Annotated in this window: 15 protein-coding genes; 5 read left to right on the top strand and 10 right to left on the bottom strand. The window is 72.8% G+C overall.

The genetic code is table 11. The features are described 5' to 3' along the window. Positions 1-918 (top strand): ribonuclease Z, encoded by a 918-nt coding sequence (locus tag SCA03_RS18275; RefSeq protein ID WP_086817339.1) that lies wholly within the window; start codon positions 1-3, stop codon positions 916-918. Between the two features lie 87 nt (positions 919-1,005). Then, positions 1,006-2,058, top strand: coding sequence for an adenosine deaminase (locus SCA03_RS18270; protein ID WP_078873251.1), 1,053 nt, complete (start codon positions 1,006-1,008; stop codon positions 2,056-2,058). A 30-nt stretch (positions 2,059-2,088) separates the two neighbouring features. Here the strand turns inward: SCA03_RS18270 and SCA03_RS18265 are convergent, their stop codons facing one another. The 9 genes from SCA03_RS18265 to SCA03_RS18225 form a co-directional block, all read right to left on the bottom strand. Continuing rightward, positions 2,089-3,099: a pyridoxal-phosphate dependent enzyme gene (locus SCA03_RS18265; protein WP_086817337.1), complete on the bottom strand. Its 1,011-nt coding sequence runs from the start codon at positions 3,097-3,099 to the stop codon at positions 2,089-2,091. 70 nt (positions 3,100-3,169) lie between these two features. Further along, positions 3,170-4,135 (bottom strand): GTPase Era, encoded by a 966-nt coding sequence (gene era / locus SCA03_RS18260; RefSeq protein WP_030882194.1) that lies wholly within the window; start codon positions 4,133-4,135, stop codon positions 3,170-3,172. A 144-nt stretch (positions 4,136-4,279) separates the two neighbouring features. After that, positions 4,280-4,651: a cytidine deaminase-like protein gene (locus tag SCA03_RS18255; protein ID WP_078873253.1), complete on the bottom strand. Its 372-nt coding sequence runs from the start codon at positions 4,649-4,651 to the stop codon at positions 4,280-4,282. 318 nt (positions 4,652-4,969) lie between these two features. Continuing rightward, positions 4,970-5,779 (bottom strand): hypothetical protein, encoded by an 810-nt coding sequence (locus tag SCA03_RS18250; protein WP_030882201.1) that lies wholly within the window; start codon positions 5,777-5,779, stop codon positions 4,970-4,972. A 153-nt stretch (positions 5,780-5,932) separates the two neighbouring features. Further along, a complete protein-coding gene (locus SCA03_RS18245) occupies positions 5,933-6,295 on the bottom strand; it encodes an MmcQ/YjbR family DNA-binding protein (RefSeq protein ID WP_086817335.1) in 363 nt (120 codons plus the stop codon). Between the two features lie 60 nt (positions 6,296-6,355). Continuing rightward, on the bottom strand, positions 6,356-7,693 hold the full coding sequence (locus SCA03_RS18240; protein WP_030882205.1) for a hemolysin family protein: 1,338 nt from the start codon (positions 7,691-7,693) through the stop codon (positions 6,356-6,358). Further along, complete coding sequence (ybeY, locus tag SCA03_RS18235) at positions 7,690-8,190, bottom strand: rRNA maturation RNase YbeY (protein ID WP_030882208.1); 501 nt, start codon at positions 8,188-8,190, stop codon at positions 7,690-7,692. The genes SCA03_RS18240 and ybeY overlap by 4 nt, the downstream gene beginning before the upstream one ends. Positions 8,191-8,203: 13 nt before the next feature. Further along, positions 8,204-9,271, bottom strand: coding sequence for a PhoH family protein (locus SCA03_RS18230; protein ID WP_030882211.1), 1,068 nt, complete (start codon positions 9,269-9,271; stop codon positions 8,204-8,206). A 215-nt stretch (positions 9,272-9,486) separates the two neighbouring features. Then, positions 9,487-10,815: a carbohydrate kinase family protein gene (locus SCA03_RS18225; RefSeq protein ID WP_371863956.1), complete on the bottom strand. Its 1,329-nt coding sequence runs from the start codon at positions 10,813-10,815 to the stop codon at positions 9,487-9,489. On the opposite strand from SCA03_RS18225, the gene SCA03_RS18220 reads away from it, so the two are divergent. Continuing rightward, complete coding sequence (locus tag SCA03_RS18220; protein ID WP_086817343.1) at positions 10,814-12,142, top strand: family 4 glycosyl hydrolase; 1,329 nt, start codon at positions 10,814-10,816, stop codon at positions 12,140-12,142. The genes SCA03_RS18225 and SCA03_RS18220 overlap by 2 nt on opposite strands. 169 nt (positions 12,143-12,311) lie before the next feature. On the opposite strand, the gene SCA03_RS18215 is transcribed toward SCA03_RS18220, so the two are convergent. Beyond that, the gene (locus SCA03_RS18215; RefSeq protein ID WP_030892698.1) at positions 12,312-13,613 is read right to left on the bottom strand and encodes an enolase C-terminal domain-like protein; all 1,302 of its coding nucleotides are present in this window, start codon (positions 13,611-13,613) and stop codon (positions 12,312-12,314) included. A 365-nt stretch (positions 13,614-13,978) separates the two neighbouring features. Here SCA03_RS18215 and SCA03_RS18210 point away from each other — a divergent pair, with 365 nt between their 5' ends. Next, positions 13,979-14,809 carry an HAD family acid phosphatase gene (locus SCA03_RS18210; RefSeq protein WP_086818493.1) on the top strand — a complete coding sequence of 277 codons (831 nt, stop codon included), beginning with the start codon at positions 13,979-13,981 and terminating at the stop codon, positions 14,807-14,809. Between the two features lie 445 nt (positions 14,810-15,254). Further along, on the top strand, positions 15,255-17,042 hold the full coding sequence (leuA, locus tag SCA03_RS18205) for a 2-isopropylmalate synthase (protein WP_141275497.1): 1,788 nt from the start codon (positions 15,255-15,257) through the stop codon (positions 17,040-17,042). Positions 17,043-17,054 lie beyond the last annotated feature (12 nt).

Here is a 17,054-nt window from a genome sequence, read left to right as displayed (position 1 = left end):
TTGTCCGCACGTGAGCTGGTGGTGCTCGGCACCGCCAGCCAGGTCCCGACGCGGCACCGCAACCACAACGGCTACGTCCTGCTCTGGGACGGCGAGGGCATCCTGTTCGACCCGGGCGAGGGTACGCAGCGGCAGATGCTGCACACGGCCGTCACGGCGCACGACCTGACGAGGATCTGTGTGACGCATCTGCACGGCGACCACTGTCTGGGTCTGCCCGGTGTGCTCCAGCATCTGAGCCTGGACGCGGTGCCGCATCCGGTGACGGTGCACTACCCGGCGGGCGGGCAGCGGTATTTCGAGCGTCTGCGGCATGCGACGCCCTACCACGATGTGGCGACGGTGCGCCCTGAGCCCGTGCGGGGGCCGGGTGTGCTGGCGGGGGCAGGGGACGGGCTGCCGTTCACGCTGGAGGCGCGTGCACTCTCGCACCGTATCGAGGCGTTCGGCTACCGCGTCGTCGAGCCGGACGGCCGCCGTATGCTGCCCGAGCGGCTCGCGGCGCGCGGTGTCACCGGGCCGGACGTGGGCCGGCTCCAGCGGGCGGGGGAGCTGCGCGGGGTGCGGCTGGAGGAGGTCAGCGAGCGGCGGCCGGGGCAGCGGTTCGCGTTCGTCATGGACACCCGGCTGTGCGACGGGGTGTACGAGCTGGCGGACGGGTGCGACATGCTCGTCATCGAGTCCACCTTTCTGCACGCGGAGGCCGAACTGGCCGAGGTCTCCGGACACATGACGGCGTTCCAGGCGGGCCGGGTGGCTGCCGAGTGCGGGGTGCGGCATCTGGTGCTGACGCATTTCTCGCAGCGGTATCCGGACAACGCGGCTTTCGCCGCGGAGGCCCGGCGGGCCGGTTTCGCGGGTGAGCTGACCGCCGCGGAGGATCTGACGCGGGTCCCGGTGCCCAAGCGGGCGGCCTGACCGCGCGGGCTGTCCGCGGGCCGAGCCCGTGCCGTGCCGCGGCGGGGGTGCCGAGGGGGCACGGACCGGCGGGACTACCATTCCGGAATGTCCCACACCGTTTCCGTCTCCCCGCATCCGTCGCCCACCGCTTCGTCGACGGCGCCCGGCCCGGTACCGAAGGCCGAGCTGCATCTGCACATCGAGGGCACCCTGGAGCCCGCCCAGGCTTTCGCGTTCGCCGCGCGCAACGGCATCACGCTGCCGTACGCCGACGAGGCCGAACTGACGGCGGCCTACGCCTTCGAGGACCTCCAGTCCTTCCTGGATCTCTACTACGCCCTGATGGCCGTCCTGCGGACGGAGCGGGACTTCTTCGAACTGGCCGACGCCTATCTGGCGCGCGCCGCCGAGCAGGGCGTCCGGCACGCCGAGATCTTCTTCGACCCGCAGGCGCACACCTGCCGGGGCGTCCCCATCGGCACCGTGATCGAGGGCCTGTCCCGGGCGCTGGCCGCCGGCGAGGAGCGGCACGGGATCTCCACCCGGCTCATCCTGTGCTTCCTGCGCGACCAGTCCGCCGAGTCGGCCCTCCAGACGCTGGAGGAGGCCCGCCCGTATCTGGACCGGATCACCGCCGTCGGTCTGGACTCGGCCGAGGTGGGCCATCCGCCGTCGAAGTTCCGCGAGGTGTTCGCTGCGGCGGAGGCGCTCGGGCTGCGCAAGGTCGCCCACGCCGGCGAGGAGGGCCCGCCCGCCTACATCGTGGAGGCGCTCGACGTGCTCGGTGTCGAGCGGATCGACCACGGGCTGCGCTGTGTCGAGGACCCGGCGCTGGTGGAGCGGCTGGTGCGGGAGCGGATGCCGCTGACGCTGTGCCCGCTGTCCAACGTCCGGCTGCGTGCCGTCGACACCCTGGCCGATCACCCGCTGCCCGGCATGCTGCGGGCCGGCCTGATGGCGACGGTCAACTCCGACGACCCGGCCTACTTCGGCGGGTACGCCGGTGAGAACTTCGACGCCGTCCGGGACGCGCTCGCGCTCGGCGAGGAGGAGCTGCGCACCCTGGCCCGCAACTCCTTCCTCGCGGCTTTCCTCGACGACGACGAGGAGCGCAGGGCGCGCTACCTCGCCGAGGTCGAATCCCACACGTTCGGGTAGCCGCCCGGGCGGGCACTTCGGCCCGCGGCGTCAGGCAGCCGTGGACATGATCTCCACAAAGCGCCGCAGGCCGATGTTCCCGCCCGAGAGGATCACGCCGATGCGCTCGGGCAGCGGGTCGATGTGCCCGCCGAGCAGGGCGGCGAGGCCCGTGGCGCCGCTGGGCTCCACGAGCATCTTCAGCCGCTCGAAGGCGAACTGCATGGCGGCCCTGATCTCCTCGTCGGTGACCAGCGCGATGCTCTCCACCAGCCGCCGGTTGACGGCGAAGGTCAGCTCGCCGGGTGTCTCAGCGGCCTGCCCGTCGGCCAGGCCGCGGGGCACCTGGATGCGCACCCGGTGGCCCGCGGCGAGCGAACGGGCGGTGTCGTCGCCGTCCTGCGGCTCGACGCCGATCATGCGGATGCCGGGGTGCAGCGCCTTCGCGGCCGTGGCGCAGCCGGCCATCAGACCACCGCCGCCGACCGGCGCCAGCAGCGCGTCCAACTCGCCGGTCTCCGCCAGGAGTTCGAGTGCGGCCGTGCCCTGGCCCGCCATGGTCCAGGGGTGGTCGTAGGGCGGGACGAGGACGAGGCCGCGCTCCTCGGCGATCTGCCGGCCGAGGGCGACGCGGTCGCCGGTGTAGCGGTCGTAGGTGACGACCTCGGCGCCGTACTCCTCGGTGGCCGCGCGCTTGGCCGCCGGGGCGTCCTCGGGCATGACGATGACGGCGCTGCTGCCCATCTCGCGCGCCGCGAGCGCCACGGCCTGGGCGTGGTTGCCGGAGGAGAAGGCGGCCACGCCGCGTTTCAGCTGCTCGGGTGTGAGCTGTGCCAGCCAGTTGTAGGCGCCGCGGAACTTGAAGGCGCCCACCCGCTGGAGGTTCTCGCATTTGAGGTGGACCTCGGCGCCCACCAGCCGGTCGAGCGTCCGGGAGCGGACGACGGGGGTGCGGTGTGCGGCGCCCTCGATCCGGGCGGCGGCGGCGCGGATGTCGTCGAGGGTGAGGACGGGCTCCTCCGGCGCGGAGGAACCGGCGGCGGCAGCGGCGTCGTTCGTCATACCGGGAACCCTATACGCGGGCCGTGGGCCGCGCTGCGGGCACCGGTCATCCGCGCCCGCGGGCACCGGGTCAGAAGCCGAGCCGGCGCAGCTGCTTGGGGTCGCGCTGCCAGTCCTTGGCGACCTTGACGTGCAGATCCAGATAGACGGGGGTGCCCAGCAGGGCCTCGATGTGCCGGCGCGAGGTGCTGCCGACCTCCTTGAGGCGCTTGCCCTTCGGGCCGATGACGATGCCCTTCTGGCTGGGGCGTTCGATGAAGACGGTGGCGTGCACATCCAGCAGCGGCCGGTCGGCGGGGCGGCCCTCGCGGGGCAGCATCTCCTCGACCACCACCGCGATGGAGTGCGGCAGTTCGTCCCGGACGCCCTCCAGCGCGGCCTCCCGGATCAGCTCGGCGACCATGACCTGCTCCGGCTCATCGGTCAGATCGCCATCCGGGTAGAGCGCCGGGCCCTCGGGCAGCAGCGGCACCAGCAGCTCGGCCAGCAGCTCGACCTGGGAGCCCTCCGTCGCCGACACGGGGACGATCTCCGCCCACTCGATGCCCAGCTCCTTGCCGAGCCGGTCGACGGCGATCAGCTGTGCGGCGAGCGCCTCGGAGGTCACCAGGTCGGTCTTGGTGACGACGGCGACCTTCGGCGTGGACTTCTTCAGCTCCGCCAGCTCCCCGGCGATGAACCGGTCGCCGGGCCCGATCTTCTGGTCGGCCGGCAGGCAGAAGCCGATGACGTCGACCTCCGCCCAGGTGGTGCGCACCACGTCGTTCAGCCGCTCGCCCAGCAGGGTGCGCGGCTTGTGCAGCCCGGGGGTGTCCACCAGGACGAGCTGGGCGTCCGGCCGGTGGACGACACCGCGCACGGTGTGCCGGGTCGTCTGCGGGCGGTTGGAGGTGATCGCGACCTTCGTGCCGACCAGCGCGTTGGTCAGCGTCGACTTGCCCGCGTTCGGGCGGCCGACGAAGCAGGCGAAGCCCGAGCGGTGCGGCGCCTCACCCGGGGCCTGAGCGGTGGTGCCGGCGGCGGAGGATGCGTTCATGACGACCATTGTCCCCGATGGCCGGAGGGCACCGTGCCGCCAGGTGACCCCGGCGCTGAGGTCACCCGGCGGTGCCGCTCGCCGACCGATCGGCGGCCGGTCGGTGGCCGGCCGGTGGCCGGACCGTGGGGTGGGCCGGTGGTGTCAGCCCGCGGGGACCGTCGCGCGGTGGGTGCCGTCCGGACCGGCCAGCAGGACGGGGGTGCCGGGGCCGCCCAGGTCGCGCACCGCGGCCAGGTCCTCCGCCGCAGGCTGCTCGCTCTCGCCGACGACCGCGGCGGCCTCCAGCGACTTCGCGCCGGACGCCACGGCCATGGCGACGGCGGTGCGCAGCGCCGACAGCCGGAGCGAGGCCAGCTCGACGGAGCCGGCGACATAGGTGCGGCCCGTCTCGTCGCGCACCGCGGCGCCCTCCGGGACGGCGTTGCGCGCGCGGGCGCTGCGCGCCAGCGTGAGGATCTTGCGGTCTTCTGGGTCCAGCTGCTCCGGGCTCGGCTCGCTCATGCCCGCGAGCATAGGCGGTGGCGGGACGGCCGGGCCGGGCCGCCCGCGTACCGGACCACCCCCGTCCGCGTACCGGACGCCGCTCGCCCGGCGGGTGGCGCGGGGCGCGCCGGACGGACCGGGCACACGGACGAGCGCGAGCGCTCGCCGGCGCGCGGGGGCCGGGGCCGACGACCGCTCATGCCCGCTGGCCGAGGGGCGACGACTGGCCGCTGACCGAGGGGCGACGACGCCCATGACCGCCGTCCGAGGGCCGACGACCGCCGACGGGGACCTCTGACGAGGTGGCGACGGCCGACGGGGGCCTGTGGCGACCCGGGGACTGTGCCGTCAGTCGTCCTGGTCGGCCGGGGCGGTCGGGGTCGGCGTTCCGCCCTTGGCCGCCTCCTTCAGACGGGCGGCGGCCGTCTTCGCCACGTCGTCGGTGACCTTGGTCGGCTTGGCCTCCTTGCCGCCTGCCGTCAGCCCGGCCAGCCCCGTGGTGCTGTTGCCCACCCGGGTCAGCACCAGGTCGAGCGTGAGCGTCGAGCCGTCGGCGGGGCCGCCGCGTGCGGTGCCCCGGGCGCGGACGGCCGCGGTGTCGTCCCCGGCCTTCGGCGCCTTGCGGGAGGAGGTGGTGAACTCCACCGACACCTGGTTGTTGTGCGTGGTGAGCTTCTTGCACTTGCCCGCGGCCTTCCGGAAGGCGGAGAGCGTCTTCTGGGCGCCGTTCCCGTCGAACGAGGCGATCTTCTGCGACAGGTAGGGGCCCTTGGTGCTCTTCTGGAAGGAACGCGAGGCGTCCGTCGGGGACTCCAGGGCGTCCATGTCGCCGACGAGGGCGTCCAGCATCTGCTTGCAGTCGCGGTCCCGGGTGCTCAGGTCGTCGGGGGAGTCGCCGGCGGCGGTCGTGTCGTCCAGATCGGCGACGCTCCAGCCCTTGGGCAGGTTCTCCTCGGCGAGCAGTGCCCGGCCGGCCTGGTTCTCGCTGATCGGGCCGCCCTTCGGCGCGGAGCCGTCGGGTGACTGCGCGGCCTTCGAGGGCGAGGGGGAGTCCTCGCCGCCGTCGCCCGAGCCGCCGTCGTCCCCGCATCCGGCGGCGAGGAGCAGCACGGCGGAGACGAGAGCCACGGCGGCGGGTGTGCGGCGGGTGCGGAACATCGGACCGTCCTTTGTTCGGGAGCGCGACGGCAGGGGCAGCCGTGCGGCGGGACGCGTGTACCCGCCACCTTGCCCACTCCACGTCCACTCCATCAGTCCCGCCCCGGCACCGCCAACCCCGCCGGTCCGTGCGGGTGAGGCGCCCCGGCAGGCTCAGGGACGGTCGAGCAACAGCCGTTCGCCGCGGGGGAGTTTGGCCACGACGAGGTCGTAGGAGTCCTCGATCAGCTCGCGCACCATCGTGTCGGGGAGGCTTCCGTCGAGCGTGACGGTGTTCCAGTGCCGCTTGTTCAGATGCCACCCGGGGGCGATGGCCGGATGGGCGGCGCGCAGCGAAACGGCCAGCTCCGGCTCGCACTTGAGGCTCACCGTGAGCGGCTGCGCGTCCAGCGAGGAGAAGGCGAAGATCCGGTCCTTGACCTTGAACGTGGACAGTTCGGGCATGCCGGGGAACGGATGGTCCTCCCAGGCCGCGTTCTGCGCGAGACAGTGCTGCTGCAACTCCGACGGCGTCATGCGGTCAGGGTAGGCAGGGCCACCGACAGGCCGCCCCGGCCCCGGCCACCGGCGGCCTGCTCAGCTCTCCTGCACCGCCGTCGTCGACTCGCCGTCCGTGACGACGGGTTCCCGCACCGGCTCCACCAGCACCGTGACGATCCTGTTGCGCCGGCCGGCCGGGGACTCGGCCGTCAGCCGCAGCCCGGTGAGCGTCGGGTCGGAGTGGTCCTCGGAGACGTCGACGGTGGCCGCGGCCCCGGCGATCGGCACCCGGCCGAGCGACTTGGCGAGCAGCCCGCCGACCGTCTCCACGTCCTCGTCGTCCAGCCCGGTCAGCCCGTACAGCTCGCCGAGGTGGCCGATGTCCAGCCGGGCGGTGACCCGGTAGCTGCCCTCGCCCAGCTCCTCGACGGGCGGCAGTTCACGGTCGTACTCGTCGGTGATCTCGCCGACGATCTCCTCCAGGATGTCCTCGATGGTGACGATCCCGGCGGTGCCGCCGTACTCGTCGACGACCACCGCGACATGGATGCGGTCCTGCTGCATCTCGCGCAGCAGATCCCCGGCGTTCTTGGTGTCCGGCACGAACGCCGCCGGCCGCATGGCGGTGGAGACCAGCTCCGTCTCCGCCTCGCGGCTGATGTGCACCTTCCGCGCCAGGTCCTTGAGGTAGACGATGCCGACGACGTCGTCCTCGCTCTCCCCGACGACGGGGATCCGCGAGAAGCCCGAGCGCAGCGCCAGCGTCAGCGCCTGCCGGATGGTCTTGAACCGCTCGATGGTGATCAGATCCGTGCGCGGCACCATCACCTCGCGCACCAGGGTGTCGCCGAGCTGGAAGACGGAGTGCACCATCTTGCGCTCCTCCGCCTCGATCAGCGACTCCTGCTCGGCCAGATCGACCATGGCCCGCAGCTCCGCCTCGCTGGCGAACGGGCCCTTGCGGAAGCCCTTGCCGGGGGTGAGCGCATTGCCCAGCAGGATCAGCAGCTGCGGCACGGGGCCCAGGATGCGGGCCAGCGGGACGAGGACGTAGGCCGCGGCCGTCGCCGTGTTCAGCGGGTGCTGGCGGCCGATGGTGCGCGGCGAGACCCCGATCGCGACGTAGCTGACGAAGACCATCACCACTATGGCGATGGTCAGCGCCTCCCAGTCCGCCGGCACCTCGCGCAGACACGCGTACGCCACCAGCGCACCGGCCGCCACCTCGCACGCCACCCGCAGCAGCAGCGCCAGATTGAGATAGCGCGTCGGATCCTGCGCGACCTCCGCGAGCTTGGCGCTGCCGCGCCGGCCCTGGCGCACGGCCTCTTCGGCGCGGTAGCTGGTGGTGCGCGCGAGGCCGGCCTCGGCGCAGGCGGCCAGCCACGCGACGACCACGAGCAGCACGACCGCGGCGGCGAGCTGGAGCGTCATGAGGTCGTCGTCGGGGCCGGCGAGGGCCCGGTCAGACCGCGCTCGGCACGCCAGCCGTCCACGATCGCGGACTGGAGCGAGAACATCTCCGCCCGCTCGCCGGGCTCCTCGTGGTCGTAGCCCAGCAGGTGCAGCACCCCGTGCACGGTGAGCAGCTGGAGCTCCTCGTCCATGGAGTGCCGCGTCGGGGCCTCGGCCCCCTGCCGCTCGGCCACCTCCGGGCACAGCACGATGTCCCCGAGGAGGCCCTGCGGCGGCTCCTCCTCGTCCCGGGAGGGCGGCCGCAGCTCGTCCATCGGGAAGGACATCACATCGGTGGGGCCCGGCAGGTCCATCCACTGCACATGCAGCCGCTCCATGGTGTCGGGATCGACGACGATCACCGACAGTTCGGAGAGCGGATGGATGCGCATCCGGCTCAGGGCGTAGCGGGCGATGTCGAGCACCGCCTCCTCGTCGACCCGGCGGCCGGATTCGTTGTTGACGTCGATCGACATGAGTGGGGCTCGGTCACTTCCTCTTTCCGCGGCCGGAGCCGGGGCCCGCGCCGTCGTCCTGCTCGGCGGCCTGCTGGGCGCTGTCGTAGCGGTCGTAGGCGTCGACGATCCGGCCGACGAGCTTGTGGCGGACCACGTCCCCGCTGGTGAGCTGCGAGAAGTGGACGTCCTCGACGCCGGCCAGGATCTCCTGGACCTGGCGCAGCCCGCTCTTGGTGCCGCCGGGCAGGTCGATCTGCGTCACATCGCCCGTGATCACGATCTTCGAGTCGAAGCCGAGCCGGGTGAGGAACATCTTCATCTGCTCGGGGTTCGTGTTCTGGGCCTCGTCGAGGATGATGAACGCGTCGTTCAGCGTCCGGCCGCGCATATAGGCCAGCGGCGCCACCTCGATCGTCCCGGCGGCCATCAGGCGGGGGATGGAGTCGGGGTCGAGCATGTCGTGCAGCGCGTCGTACAGCGGGCGCAGATACGGGTCGATCTTCTCGTAGAGCGTGCCGGGCAGATAGCCCAGCCGCTCGCCGGCCTCGACCGCCGGGCGGGTCAGGATGATCCGGGTGACCTGCTTGGCCTGGAGGGCCTGCACGGCCTTCGCCATCGCCAGATACGTCTTTCCGGTACCGGCCGGGCCGATGCCGAAGACGACCGTGTGCTTGTCGATCGCGTCCACGTAGCGCTTCTGGTTGAGCGTCTTGGGGCGGATCGTACGGCCGCGGTTGGACAGGATGTTCTGGGTGAGCACCTCGGCGGGCGTCTCGTCTGCTTCGCCCGTCCCGTTCTCCTGGGCGCGCAGCATGGAGATGGAACGCTCCACCGCGTCCTCCGTCATCGGCTGGCCGGTGCGCAGCACCAGCATCATCTCGTCGAAAAGGCGCTGGACAAGAGCGACCTCGGCGGCCTCACCCGTCGCGCTGATCTCGTTGCCCCGGACATGGATGTCCGTCTCGGGGAACGCGTCTTCGATCACGCGGAGCAAGGAGTCGCCGGAGCCCAGCACGGTCACCATCGGGTGCTTGGCGGGCACGGTGAAGCGGGCGGTCTGCTGCCCGGATCCGGCCCGGGTAGGGGTTGTCTGCGTCATGGGCGGCCTCTGGGACCTGCTCATCTCCCTCTCTGCACAGCTGGTCTCTGCGCTTCCAGAGTACGACGCCGGGGTGACGGGCCCTGAGCAGTTTTCCGCATCGCGGCCGTGCCCTGCGGCGAGCAGCCCGGGTCGTCACGAAGCGTCACCGGCCGTGCGGGCCGCGCGAGATTCTCCGGGGTCTCGGCGTCCCGGGCCTCCACCGCTGCGGGACCTCAGCCGCCGGCGGGGGAGCGGAAGCCCAGGGTGGGCACCGCGCGACGCGGCGGGGCCGAGGGGGTGCAGGCGGTCAGGATCCGGTCCAGGAAGGCGAAGCGGCCGCGGTCGGCCAGGCCGCGCCCGGCGCCGTGCCGCCACCAGGCGGCGATCTGCGGCCAGTCCGGGGCGGAGAGCGAGCCGCCGAACTCCTGGACGGACAGCGCCGCCGTCAGCCCCGCGAACGCCAGCCGGTCCGCCAGGGGCCAGCCGGCCAGGGAGCCGGTGACGAACCCGGCGACGAACACGTCACCGGCGCCGGTGGTGTCCAGCGCCTCGACGGCGATCCCGGGCACCTGCGCCGTCTCGCCGGTGCCGCCGTCCACCGCGTACGCGCCGTCGGCGCCCATCGTCACCACCGCGAGCGGTACGTGCTCGGCCAGGGCGTGCGCGGCGGCGCGCGGGCAGTCCGTGCGGGTGTAGCGCATCGCCTCCGCCGCGTTCGGCAGGAACGCCTCGCACTGCTCCAGCTCCGCCAGCGCCGACAGGTCCCAGCGGCCCGTCTCGTCCCAGCCGACGTCGGCGAAGATCCGGCTGCCGCGCCGGGCCGCCGTCGTGATCCACTCCTGGGGTCCGTCGGGGACGAGCGAGGAGACGCAGGCCGCGGCCGGCGGCGGGCACTCGGGGGCGTCCGGGTCGTAGGCGGTGGCGGCGTTCTTCGGCGGGGCCTCGTGGCCGTGCGAGATCATCGTGCGCTCGCCCTCGTACGCCATCGACACCGTCACGGGCGAGTGCCAGCCGGGCACGGTGTGCGACAGGGACAGATCGATGTGCTCGCCGTGCTCCAGCACCTCGCGGCAGTAGTCGCCGTACATGTCGTCGCCGAACGCCGCGGCCAGCGAGGTGCGCAGGCCCAGCCGGGCCAGCGCGGTGGCCATGTTGGCGATGCCGCCGGGGCTCGAACCCATGCCGCGCGCCCAGGACTCGGTGCCGCGCACCGGCGCCGAGTCCAGGCCGGTGAAGACGATGTCGAGGAAGACCGTGCCCGTCAGATACACATCGCAGCCGGGCTGCGGCAGCGGGCGTACCGGGCCGAGGGGGTCGAACCGCCGTGCGGCCGGCACATCGCGCGCCGCCGGAGGGCGGCCCGCGACGAAGCTGCGGCCGCGGTCGGCCGTCCTGCGCGTGCTCACCGTGCTCACCGTGCCTTCCGCATCGCTCCGTTGCCGCAGCCGGGCCGCTCGCCGGCCGGTCGCGGCGGGGCCCCGGCCGGTGCGGCGCCGGTGACCCCGACCATAGCCGGTGACCCCGGGCGTGCCCGTCGCCTTCTGCGGTACGTTCCGGCTCATGAGGCTGACGATTCTCGGCGGGGGCGGGTTCCGCGTCCCCCTGGTCCACCGCGCGCTGCTCGCCGAGGCACGGCTCGGCAGCCCGGGCCGCTGCACCGAACTCGTGCTGTACGACACGGATCCCGAGCGACTGCGGGTCGTCGCCTCGGTGCTGGCCGCACAGGCCGAGGGCGTGCCCGGCGCGCCCGCCGTGCGGATCGCCGACGGGCTGGACGACGCGCTGCGCGGCGCGGACTTCGTCTTCTCCGCGATCCGGGTGGGCGGTACGGCGGGCCGCGTCCGGGACGAGCGGATCCCGCTCGGCGAGGGCCTGCTGGGGCAGGAGACGGTGGGCGCCGGAGGCGTGCTGTACGCGCTGCGGACGGTGCCCGTCGCGCTGCACATCGCCGAGCGGGTACGCGCGGTCGCGCCCGAGGCGTGGGTCATCAACTTCACCAATCCCGCGGGCATCGTCACCGAGGCCATGGCCCGGGTGCTGGGGGAGCGGGTCATCGGGATCTGCGACTCGCCCGTCGGGCTGGTGCGGCGGGCCGCGCGGGCCGCGGGCGCCGACCCGGACACCGTCCGCTTCGACTACACCGGGCTCAACCACCTGGGCTGGCTCAGCTCGTTGCGCGGGCCCGGCGGGGAGGAACTGCTGCCCGGGCTGCTGGCCGACACCGAGGCGCTCACCTCCTTCGAGGAGGGCAAGCTCTTCGGCGCCACCTGGCTGCGCGCGCTCGGTGTGCTGCCCAACGAGTATCTGCACTACTACTACTTCCGGCGCGAGACGCTCGCCGCCGTGCGGCAGGCCGACGAGACCCGGGGCGAGTTCCTCGACCGGCAGCAGGGCGGCTTCTTCGGCGCGGCGGCCGGCCGGGACGCGGGCGAGGCGTACGCGCTGTGGGAGCGCACGCGCCGCGAGCGCGAGGAGACGTACATGGCCGAGAGCCGCGAGGCGACCGGTGGTTGGCAGCGGGAGAGCTGCGACCTCGACGGCGGCGGCTACGACCAGGTGGCGCTCGCGCTGATGCGGGCCATCGCACGCGGTGAGCGCACCCGGCTGGTGCTCAACGTCCCGGGCCGGGGCACCGTCGCGGCGCTGCCCGGCGACGCGATCGTCGAGACGGTCTGCGAGGTGGACGGCTCGGGCCCGCGTCCGCTGCCCGTCGCCCAGCCGGGCCCGGCCGAACTCGGGCTGATGCTCCAGCTGAAGGCCGTCGAACAGGCGGCCGTGGACGCCGCCGTGAGCGGCTCGCGCCGGGCCGCCCTGCGGGCCCTGGGCCTGCACCCGCTCGTGGACTCCCCGGCGGTCGCCGAACGCGTCCTGGAGCGGGCCGGGGCCTGAGCGGCCGGTCGGCGCCGGCGCCGTGCGCCCCCGTGGTGCGCGCGGTGCCCGGCGCCGGGCGTGCACCCGGGCGGCCTCGCGCGCCCGGAACGCCCGGACGAGGCCCGCGCGCGGCGCCTTGTGCACGCCGTGCCTTCCGCACGCGCCACCCGGCGGGCGCGGCGGCGCCTCACCACCGCGGCACGCGCGGCGGCGTCCAGGACGGGTCCGCGGCCCGCATGCCCGCCGCGTCGTCCCGGTCGCGCAGGGCCGGATCCGCGGTGCGCCAGCGCTCGTGCAGGGCGCGCAGCCGCTCCCGGTCCAGCTCGACGCCGAGCCCGGGCCCGTCGGGGACGCGGACCCGCCCCTCGTGGAACGGGATCCGGGCGGTGAGCACGTCCTCGCTCTGCCAGGGGTAGTGGGTGTCGCAGGCGTGGTGCAGATCCGGGACGGTGGCCGCGACGTGTGTCATGGCGGCCAGGCTGATGCCCAGGTGGGTGTTGGAGTGCATGGACAGGCCGATGCCGAACGTCCGGCACAGCGTGGCGAGTTCACGGGTGGCGCGCAGCCCGCCCCAGTAGTGGTGGTCGCTCAGCAGCACCTGTACGGCGTCGAGCCGGACGGCCTCGGGCAGTTCGGCGCAGGTCGTCACGCACATGTTGGTCGCCAGCGGGAGACCGGCAGCGGCGGCGACCTCGGCCATGCCGGCGGTGCCGCTCGTCGGGTCCTCCAAGTACTCCAGGACGTCGCCCACCTCGCGCGCGACCTCCAGCGAAGTCGCCACCGTCCAGGCGCCGTTGGGGTCCAGCCGCAGCGGCCGGCCGGGGAAGGCGTCGGCGAGGGCGCGGACCGCGGCGACCTCGCGGTCCGGCGGCTGCACACCGCCCTTGAGCTTGAACGAGGAGAACCCGTGGTCGGCGGCGAACCGGCGTGCCTGCGCGACGATGCCGGGCGGGTCGAGCGCCTCGCCCCAGTCGTCGGCCTCTCCGGCGCCGTCCGGGTGCCCGGCCCAGCGGTAGAACAAGTAGGCGCTGTACTCGACCCGGTCGCGTATCCGGCCGCCGAGCAGGGCGTGCACGGGCAGCCCGGCCAAGCGGCCGAGCGCGTCCAGCGAGGCGACCTCGAAGCCGGACAGCACCGACAGCCGCAGCTTCTCGGCGTTCTGGGTGCCGCGCAGCCCGCCCGCGTCGACCCCGTCCGCCACCCGCTCAGCCGCCACGGGCAGTTGGCGGGCGCGGGCGTCCAGCGCGTTCAGATCGCTGACCCGGTGCCCGGGCAGCGCCTCGGCCAGCGGCCGGGCCAGCTCCAGATAGCGGGTGTCGCCGTAGGTCTCGCCGACGCCGGTGGCGCCGCCCGCCGTCTCGATCTCGATGATCAGCCGTGGCGTGTACGGCTGGTGCACGCCCTGCGTGTTGAGCAGCGGGGGATCCGCCACGAGGACGGGAGTGAGGCGGACGTCGGTGATGGTCAGATCCTTCGCGGACGTGCTCATGCTGCGGCTCCCGCCCTGGTCCGGCCCGGCGACTGCTCCGGCGATGTCCAGCAGATTTATGTATACGTACGGAGGTTAGGTAGGTGAATTCGAGGGGGTCAAGGGTCGTGCAGGGCGGTCCCGTCCGGGGTGTGCTCGGGGTCGGCGGGGCGTGCCCGGTGCCCGTCCGGGCGGTCCGGGAGGGGTCGGGGACCTGGGGGGAGGGGGAGGGCTGTCAGGCTCACTCGCACGTTTTACGAACTGTTGGGTCTCCGCGCGTAGATGGCCGTCCTCGCCGACTGCTACGTTCCGGCCGATCGCATCTTCCTGCCCCCGCGTGCGGCGCCGGCGTCCGGCCTGCCCGCCACCGATCAGCGAGGAGACGTATGCCCCGCCGTGCCGTGAAGTCCCTGCTCGCCCGAGCCTCCAGCCGCCGCAGCCGGCTCGCCGCCGTCACCGTCACCGCCGCGCTCGCCGGTACCGCGCTGTTCGGCGCCGGGCAGGCGACGGCCGAACGCTCCGTTCCCGGCAGCGACCGGGAGATCCCCAACCTCGACCAGGTCAAGGAGCGGATCGAGGCGTACTACGGGGACATCGAGACCGCCGACGGCGAGCACTACGCCTCCCCGCGCAGCAACTACGCGAAGCAGGTGCGGTCCATCGCCTCCGACGCACAGGACGCTCTCGCCCGCGATCTGAAGCGGCACGGCAAGGGCGGGCACAAGAACAAGAAGAAGCCCGCCATCGTCCTCGACGTGGACGACACGACGCTGCTCACCTACAACTTCGAGCTGCGCATCGGCTACGACTTCGACCAGAAGGCACAGGACGAGTACCTGCGCACCACCGACATGGACCCGGTCTTCGGTATGACCCGGCTCGTCAACTGGGCGCACAAGAAGGGCGTCACCGTCTTCTTCGTCACCGGGCGCAAGGAGTACCAGCGGGACTGGAGCGTGCGGAACCTCAAGAAGGCGGGGTACCGGGTGCCGGTCGACAAGGCGCACTTCTACCTCAAGGACGAGAAGAACCCGCCGCCCTATCTGGAGTGCGGGAACGACTGCAACACCGTCGAGTTCAAGTCCGGGACGCGGAAGCACATCGAGGAGCAGGGGTATCGGATCCTGGCCAACTTCGGGGATCAGTACAGCGATCTGAAGGGCGGGTATGCCGGGCGGAGGGTGAAGCTGCCCAATCCCATGTATTACCTGCCCTGAGGGGCCTGGCACGGGGGTGCGGCCTCGCCGGGGGCGGTCCTGCCGGGTGGGCGGTGCGGGTGCGTGGCCGCCTCGCCCCGGCGGGGGGCTGCGCTTGCCCTCCCCCGAGCTCTTCGAGCAGGGGGCGCCCCCGGCGCAGACTGCCCAAGCTTGGGTGGCGAGGGGCCGGGTGGAAATGTGGGGTTTCGCATAGTGATACGGGGGGTGGTGGGGGCGGGGGGCTCGGTTATGCTGCGGGCATCATGCGTTTCGGGCTGCTTCTTCTTAGCTGCCGCGGCGAGGGCCTGTAGCCGTAAGGCCGACCCCCTCCCCGCGGAGTTCGGTGCTGTTCCCGGTCGGTCACCAAGCCCTTTCGCCTTCCGCTCGCCCGGACGTCGCCCGTGAGCCTCATCACCTCACCGCCTCCGTGCGAGCCGTGCGATCCGTCACAGGAGCTCTGCGCGACATGACGTCCTCCGCTTCTTCCGCCGCGACCGACCCCGCCCGGCTGGGCCGGTCCACCCCGATCACCGCCGCCACCGTCCGGCAGCGTCCCTCCGGTATGCCGGTGCACAAGTACCGCGGCTACGAGGCCGTGGATCTGCCGGACCGCACCTGGCCGGGCAACCGGATCACCAAGGCGCCGCGCTGGCTGTCCACCGATCTGCGCGACGGCAACCAGGCGCTGATCGACCCGATGTCCCCCGCCCGCAAGCGGGAGATGTTCGACCTGCTCGTACGCATGGGCTACAAGGAGATCGAGGTCGGGTTCCCCTCCTCGGGGCAGACGGACTTCGGCTTCGTGCGCTCCATCATCGAGGAGGACGCGATCCCCGAGGACGTGACGATCTCCGTCCTCACCCAGGCCCGCGAGGAACTGATCGAGCGGACCGTCGAGTCCCTCAAGGGCGCGCGCCGCGCCACCGTGCACCTGTACAACGCCACCGCTCCGGTCTTCCGCGAGGTGGTCTTCCGCGGTACCCGTGACCAGGTCAAGCAGATCGCGGTGGACGGCACCCGCATGGTGCTGGAGTACGCCGAGAAGCTGCTGGACGACCGGACGCAGTTCGGCTACCAGTACAGCCCGGAGATCTTCACCGACACCGAGCTGGACTTCGCGCTGGAGGTCTGCGAGGGCGTCATGGACGTCTGGCAGCCCGAGGAGGGCCGCGAGATCATCCTCAATCTGCCCGCCACGGTGGAGCGTTCGACGCCGAGCACGCACGCCGACCGGTTCGAGTGGATGGGCCGCCATCTGTCCCGCCGCGAGCACGTGTGCCTGTCCGTACACCCGCACAACGACCGCGGTACCGCGGTCGCCGCCGCCGAGCTGGCGGTGATGGCCGGCGCCGACCGCGTCGAGGGCTGCCTGTTCGGCCAGGGCGAGCGCACCGGCAACGTCGACCTGGTCACGCTGGGCATGAATCTGTTCAGCCAGGGCGTGGACCCGATGATCGACTTCTCGCAGATCGACGAGGTCCGCCGCACCTACGAGTACTGCAACCAGATGGAGGTGCACCCGCGCCACCCCTACGCGGGCGACCTCGTCTACACCGCCTTCTCCGGCTCCCACCAGGACGCCATCAAGAAGGGCTTCGAGGCCATGGAGGTCCGGGCGGCCGAGCAGGGCAGCACGGTGGACCGGATGGAGTGGACGGTCCCGTACCTGCCGATCGACCCGAAGGACGTCGGCCGCTCCTACGAGGCGGTCATCCGCGTCAACTCGCAGTCCGGCAAGGGCGGTATCGCCTATGTGCTCAAGGGCGAGCACAGCCTGGACCTGCCGCGCCGGATGCAGGTGGAGTTCTCCCGGATCATCCAGGAGAAGACCGACGCCGAGGGCGGCGAGGTCACGCCCGCCGACATCTGGTCCGTCTTCCAGGACGAGTACCTGCCGGTCGAGGGCGCCCACTGGGGCCGGGTGGCGCTGCGCGGCGCCCAGACGTCCACGACCAGCGACGGCGCCGACGAACTGACCGTCGAGGCCGTCGTCGACGGCGAGCCCACGGTGCTCAAGGGCACCGCGAACGGCCCGCTGGCCGCGTTCGTCGACGCGCTGCGCGGCATCGGCACCGACGTGCGGGTGCTGGACTACGTGGAGCACACGATGAGCGAGGGCGAGGGCGCCCAGGCCGCCGCCTACGTCGAGTGCGCGATCGACGACAAGGTGCTGTGGGGCGTCGGCGTCGACGCCAACATCGTGCGGGCCTCGATGAAGGCCGTCGTCTCGGCCGTCAACCGCGCCGCGCGCTGAGCACCACCCGCC

The sequence above is a fragment of the Streptomyces cacaoi genome (assembly GCF_006539165.1).
Classification (GTDB): Bacteria; Actinomycetota; Actinomycetes; order Streptomycetales; family Streptomycetaceae; genus Streptomyces; species Streptomyces cacaoi.
The sequence above is the reverse complement of the archived record's forward strand: the minus strand, read 5'-3'. Positions and strand labels throughout refer to the sequence as shown.

Excerpts from the sequence above, each read along its gene's own strand:
- SCA03_RS18220 (WP_086817343.1), top strand. The coding sequence starts at position 10,814 with ATGAGGCTGACGATTCTCGGCGGGGGCGGGTTCCGCGTCCCCCTGGTC.
- SCA03_RS18240 (WP_030882205.1), bottom strand. The coding sequence starts at position 7,693 with ATGACGCTCCAGCTCGCCGCCGCGGTCGTGCTGCTCGTGGTCGTCGCG.
- SCA03_RS18250 (WP_030882201.1), bottom strand. The coding sequence starts at position 5,779 with ATGTTCCGCACCCGCCGCACACCCGCCGCCGTGGCTCTCGTCTCCGCC.
- SCA03_RS18245 (WP_086817335.1), bottom strand. The coding sequence starts at position 6,295 with ATGACGCCGTCGGAGTTGCAGCAGCACTGTCTCGCGCAGAACGCGGCC.
- SCA03_RS18230 (WP_030882211.1), bottom strand. The coding sequence starts at position 9,271 with ATGACGCAGACAACCCCTACCCGGGCCGGATCCGGGCAGCAGACCGCC.
- SCA03_RS18225 (WP_371863956.1), bottom strand. The coding sequence starts at position 10,815 with ATGAGCCGGAACGTACCGCAGAAGGCGACGGGCACGCCCGGGGTCACC.
- SCA03_RS18210 (WP_086818493.1), top strand. The coding sequence starts at position 13,979 with ATGCCCCGCCGTGCCGTGAAGTCCCTGCTCGCCCGAGCCTCCAGCCGC.
- leuA (WP_141275497.1), top strand. The coding sequence starts at position 15,255 with ATGACGTCCTCCGCTTCTTCCGCCGCGACCGACCCCGCCCGGCTGGGC.
- era (WP_030882194.1), bottom strand. The coding sequence starts at position 4,135 with ATGAACGCATCCTCCGCCGCCGGCACCACCGCTCAGGCCCCGGGTGAG.
- SCA03_RS18270 (WP_078873251.1), top strand. The coding sequence starts at position 1,006 with ATGTCCCACACCGTTTCCGTCTCCCCGCATCCGTCGCCCACCGCTTCG.
- SCA03_RS18215 (WP_030892698.1), bottom strand. The coding sequence starts at position 13,613 with ATGAGCACGTCCGCGAAGGATCTGACCATCACCGACGTCCGCCTCACT.
- SCA03_RS18265 (WP_086817337.1), bottom strand. The coding sequence starts at position 3,099 with ATGACGAACGACGCCGCTGCCGCCGCCGGTTCCTCCGCGCCGGAGGAG.
- ybeY (WP_030882208.1), bottom strand. The coding sequence starts at position 8,190 with ATGTCGATCGACGTCAACAACGAATCCGGCCGCCGGGTCGACGAGGAG.
- SCA03_RS18255 (WP_078873253.1), bottom strand. The coding sequence starts at position 4,651 with ATGCTCGCGGGCATGAGCGAGCCGAGCCCGGAGCAGCTGGACCCAGAA.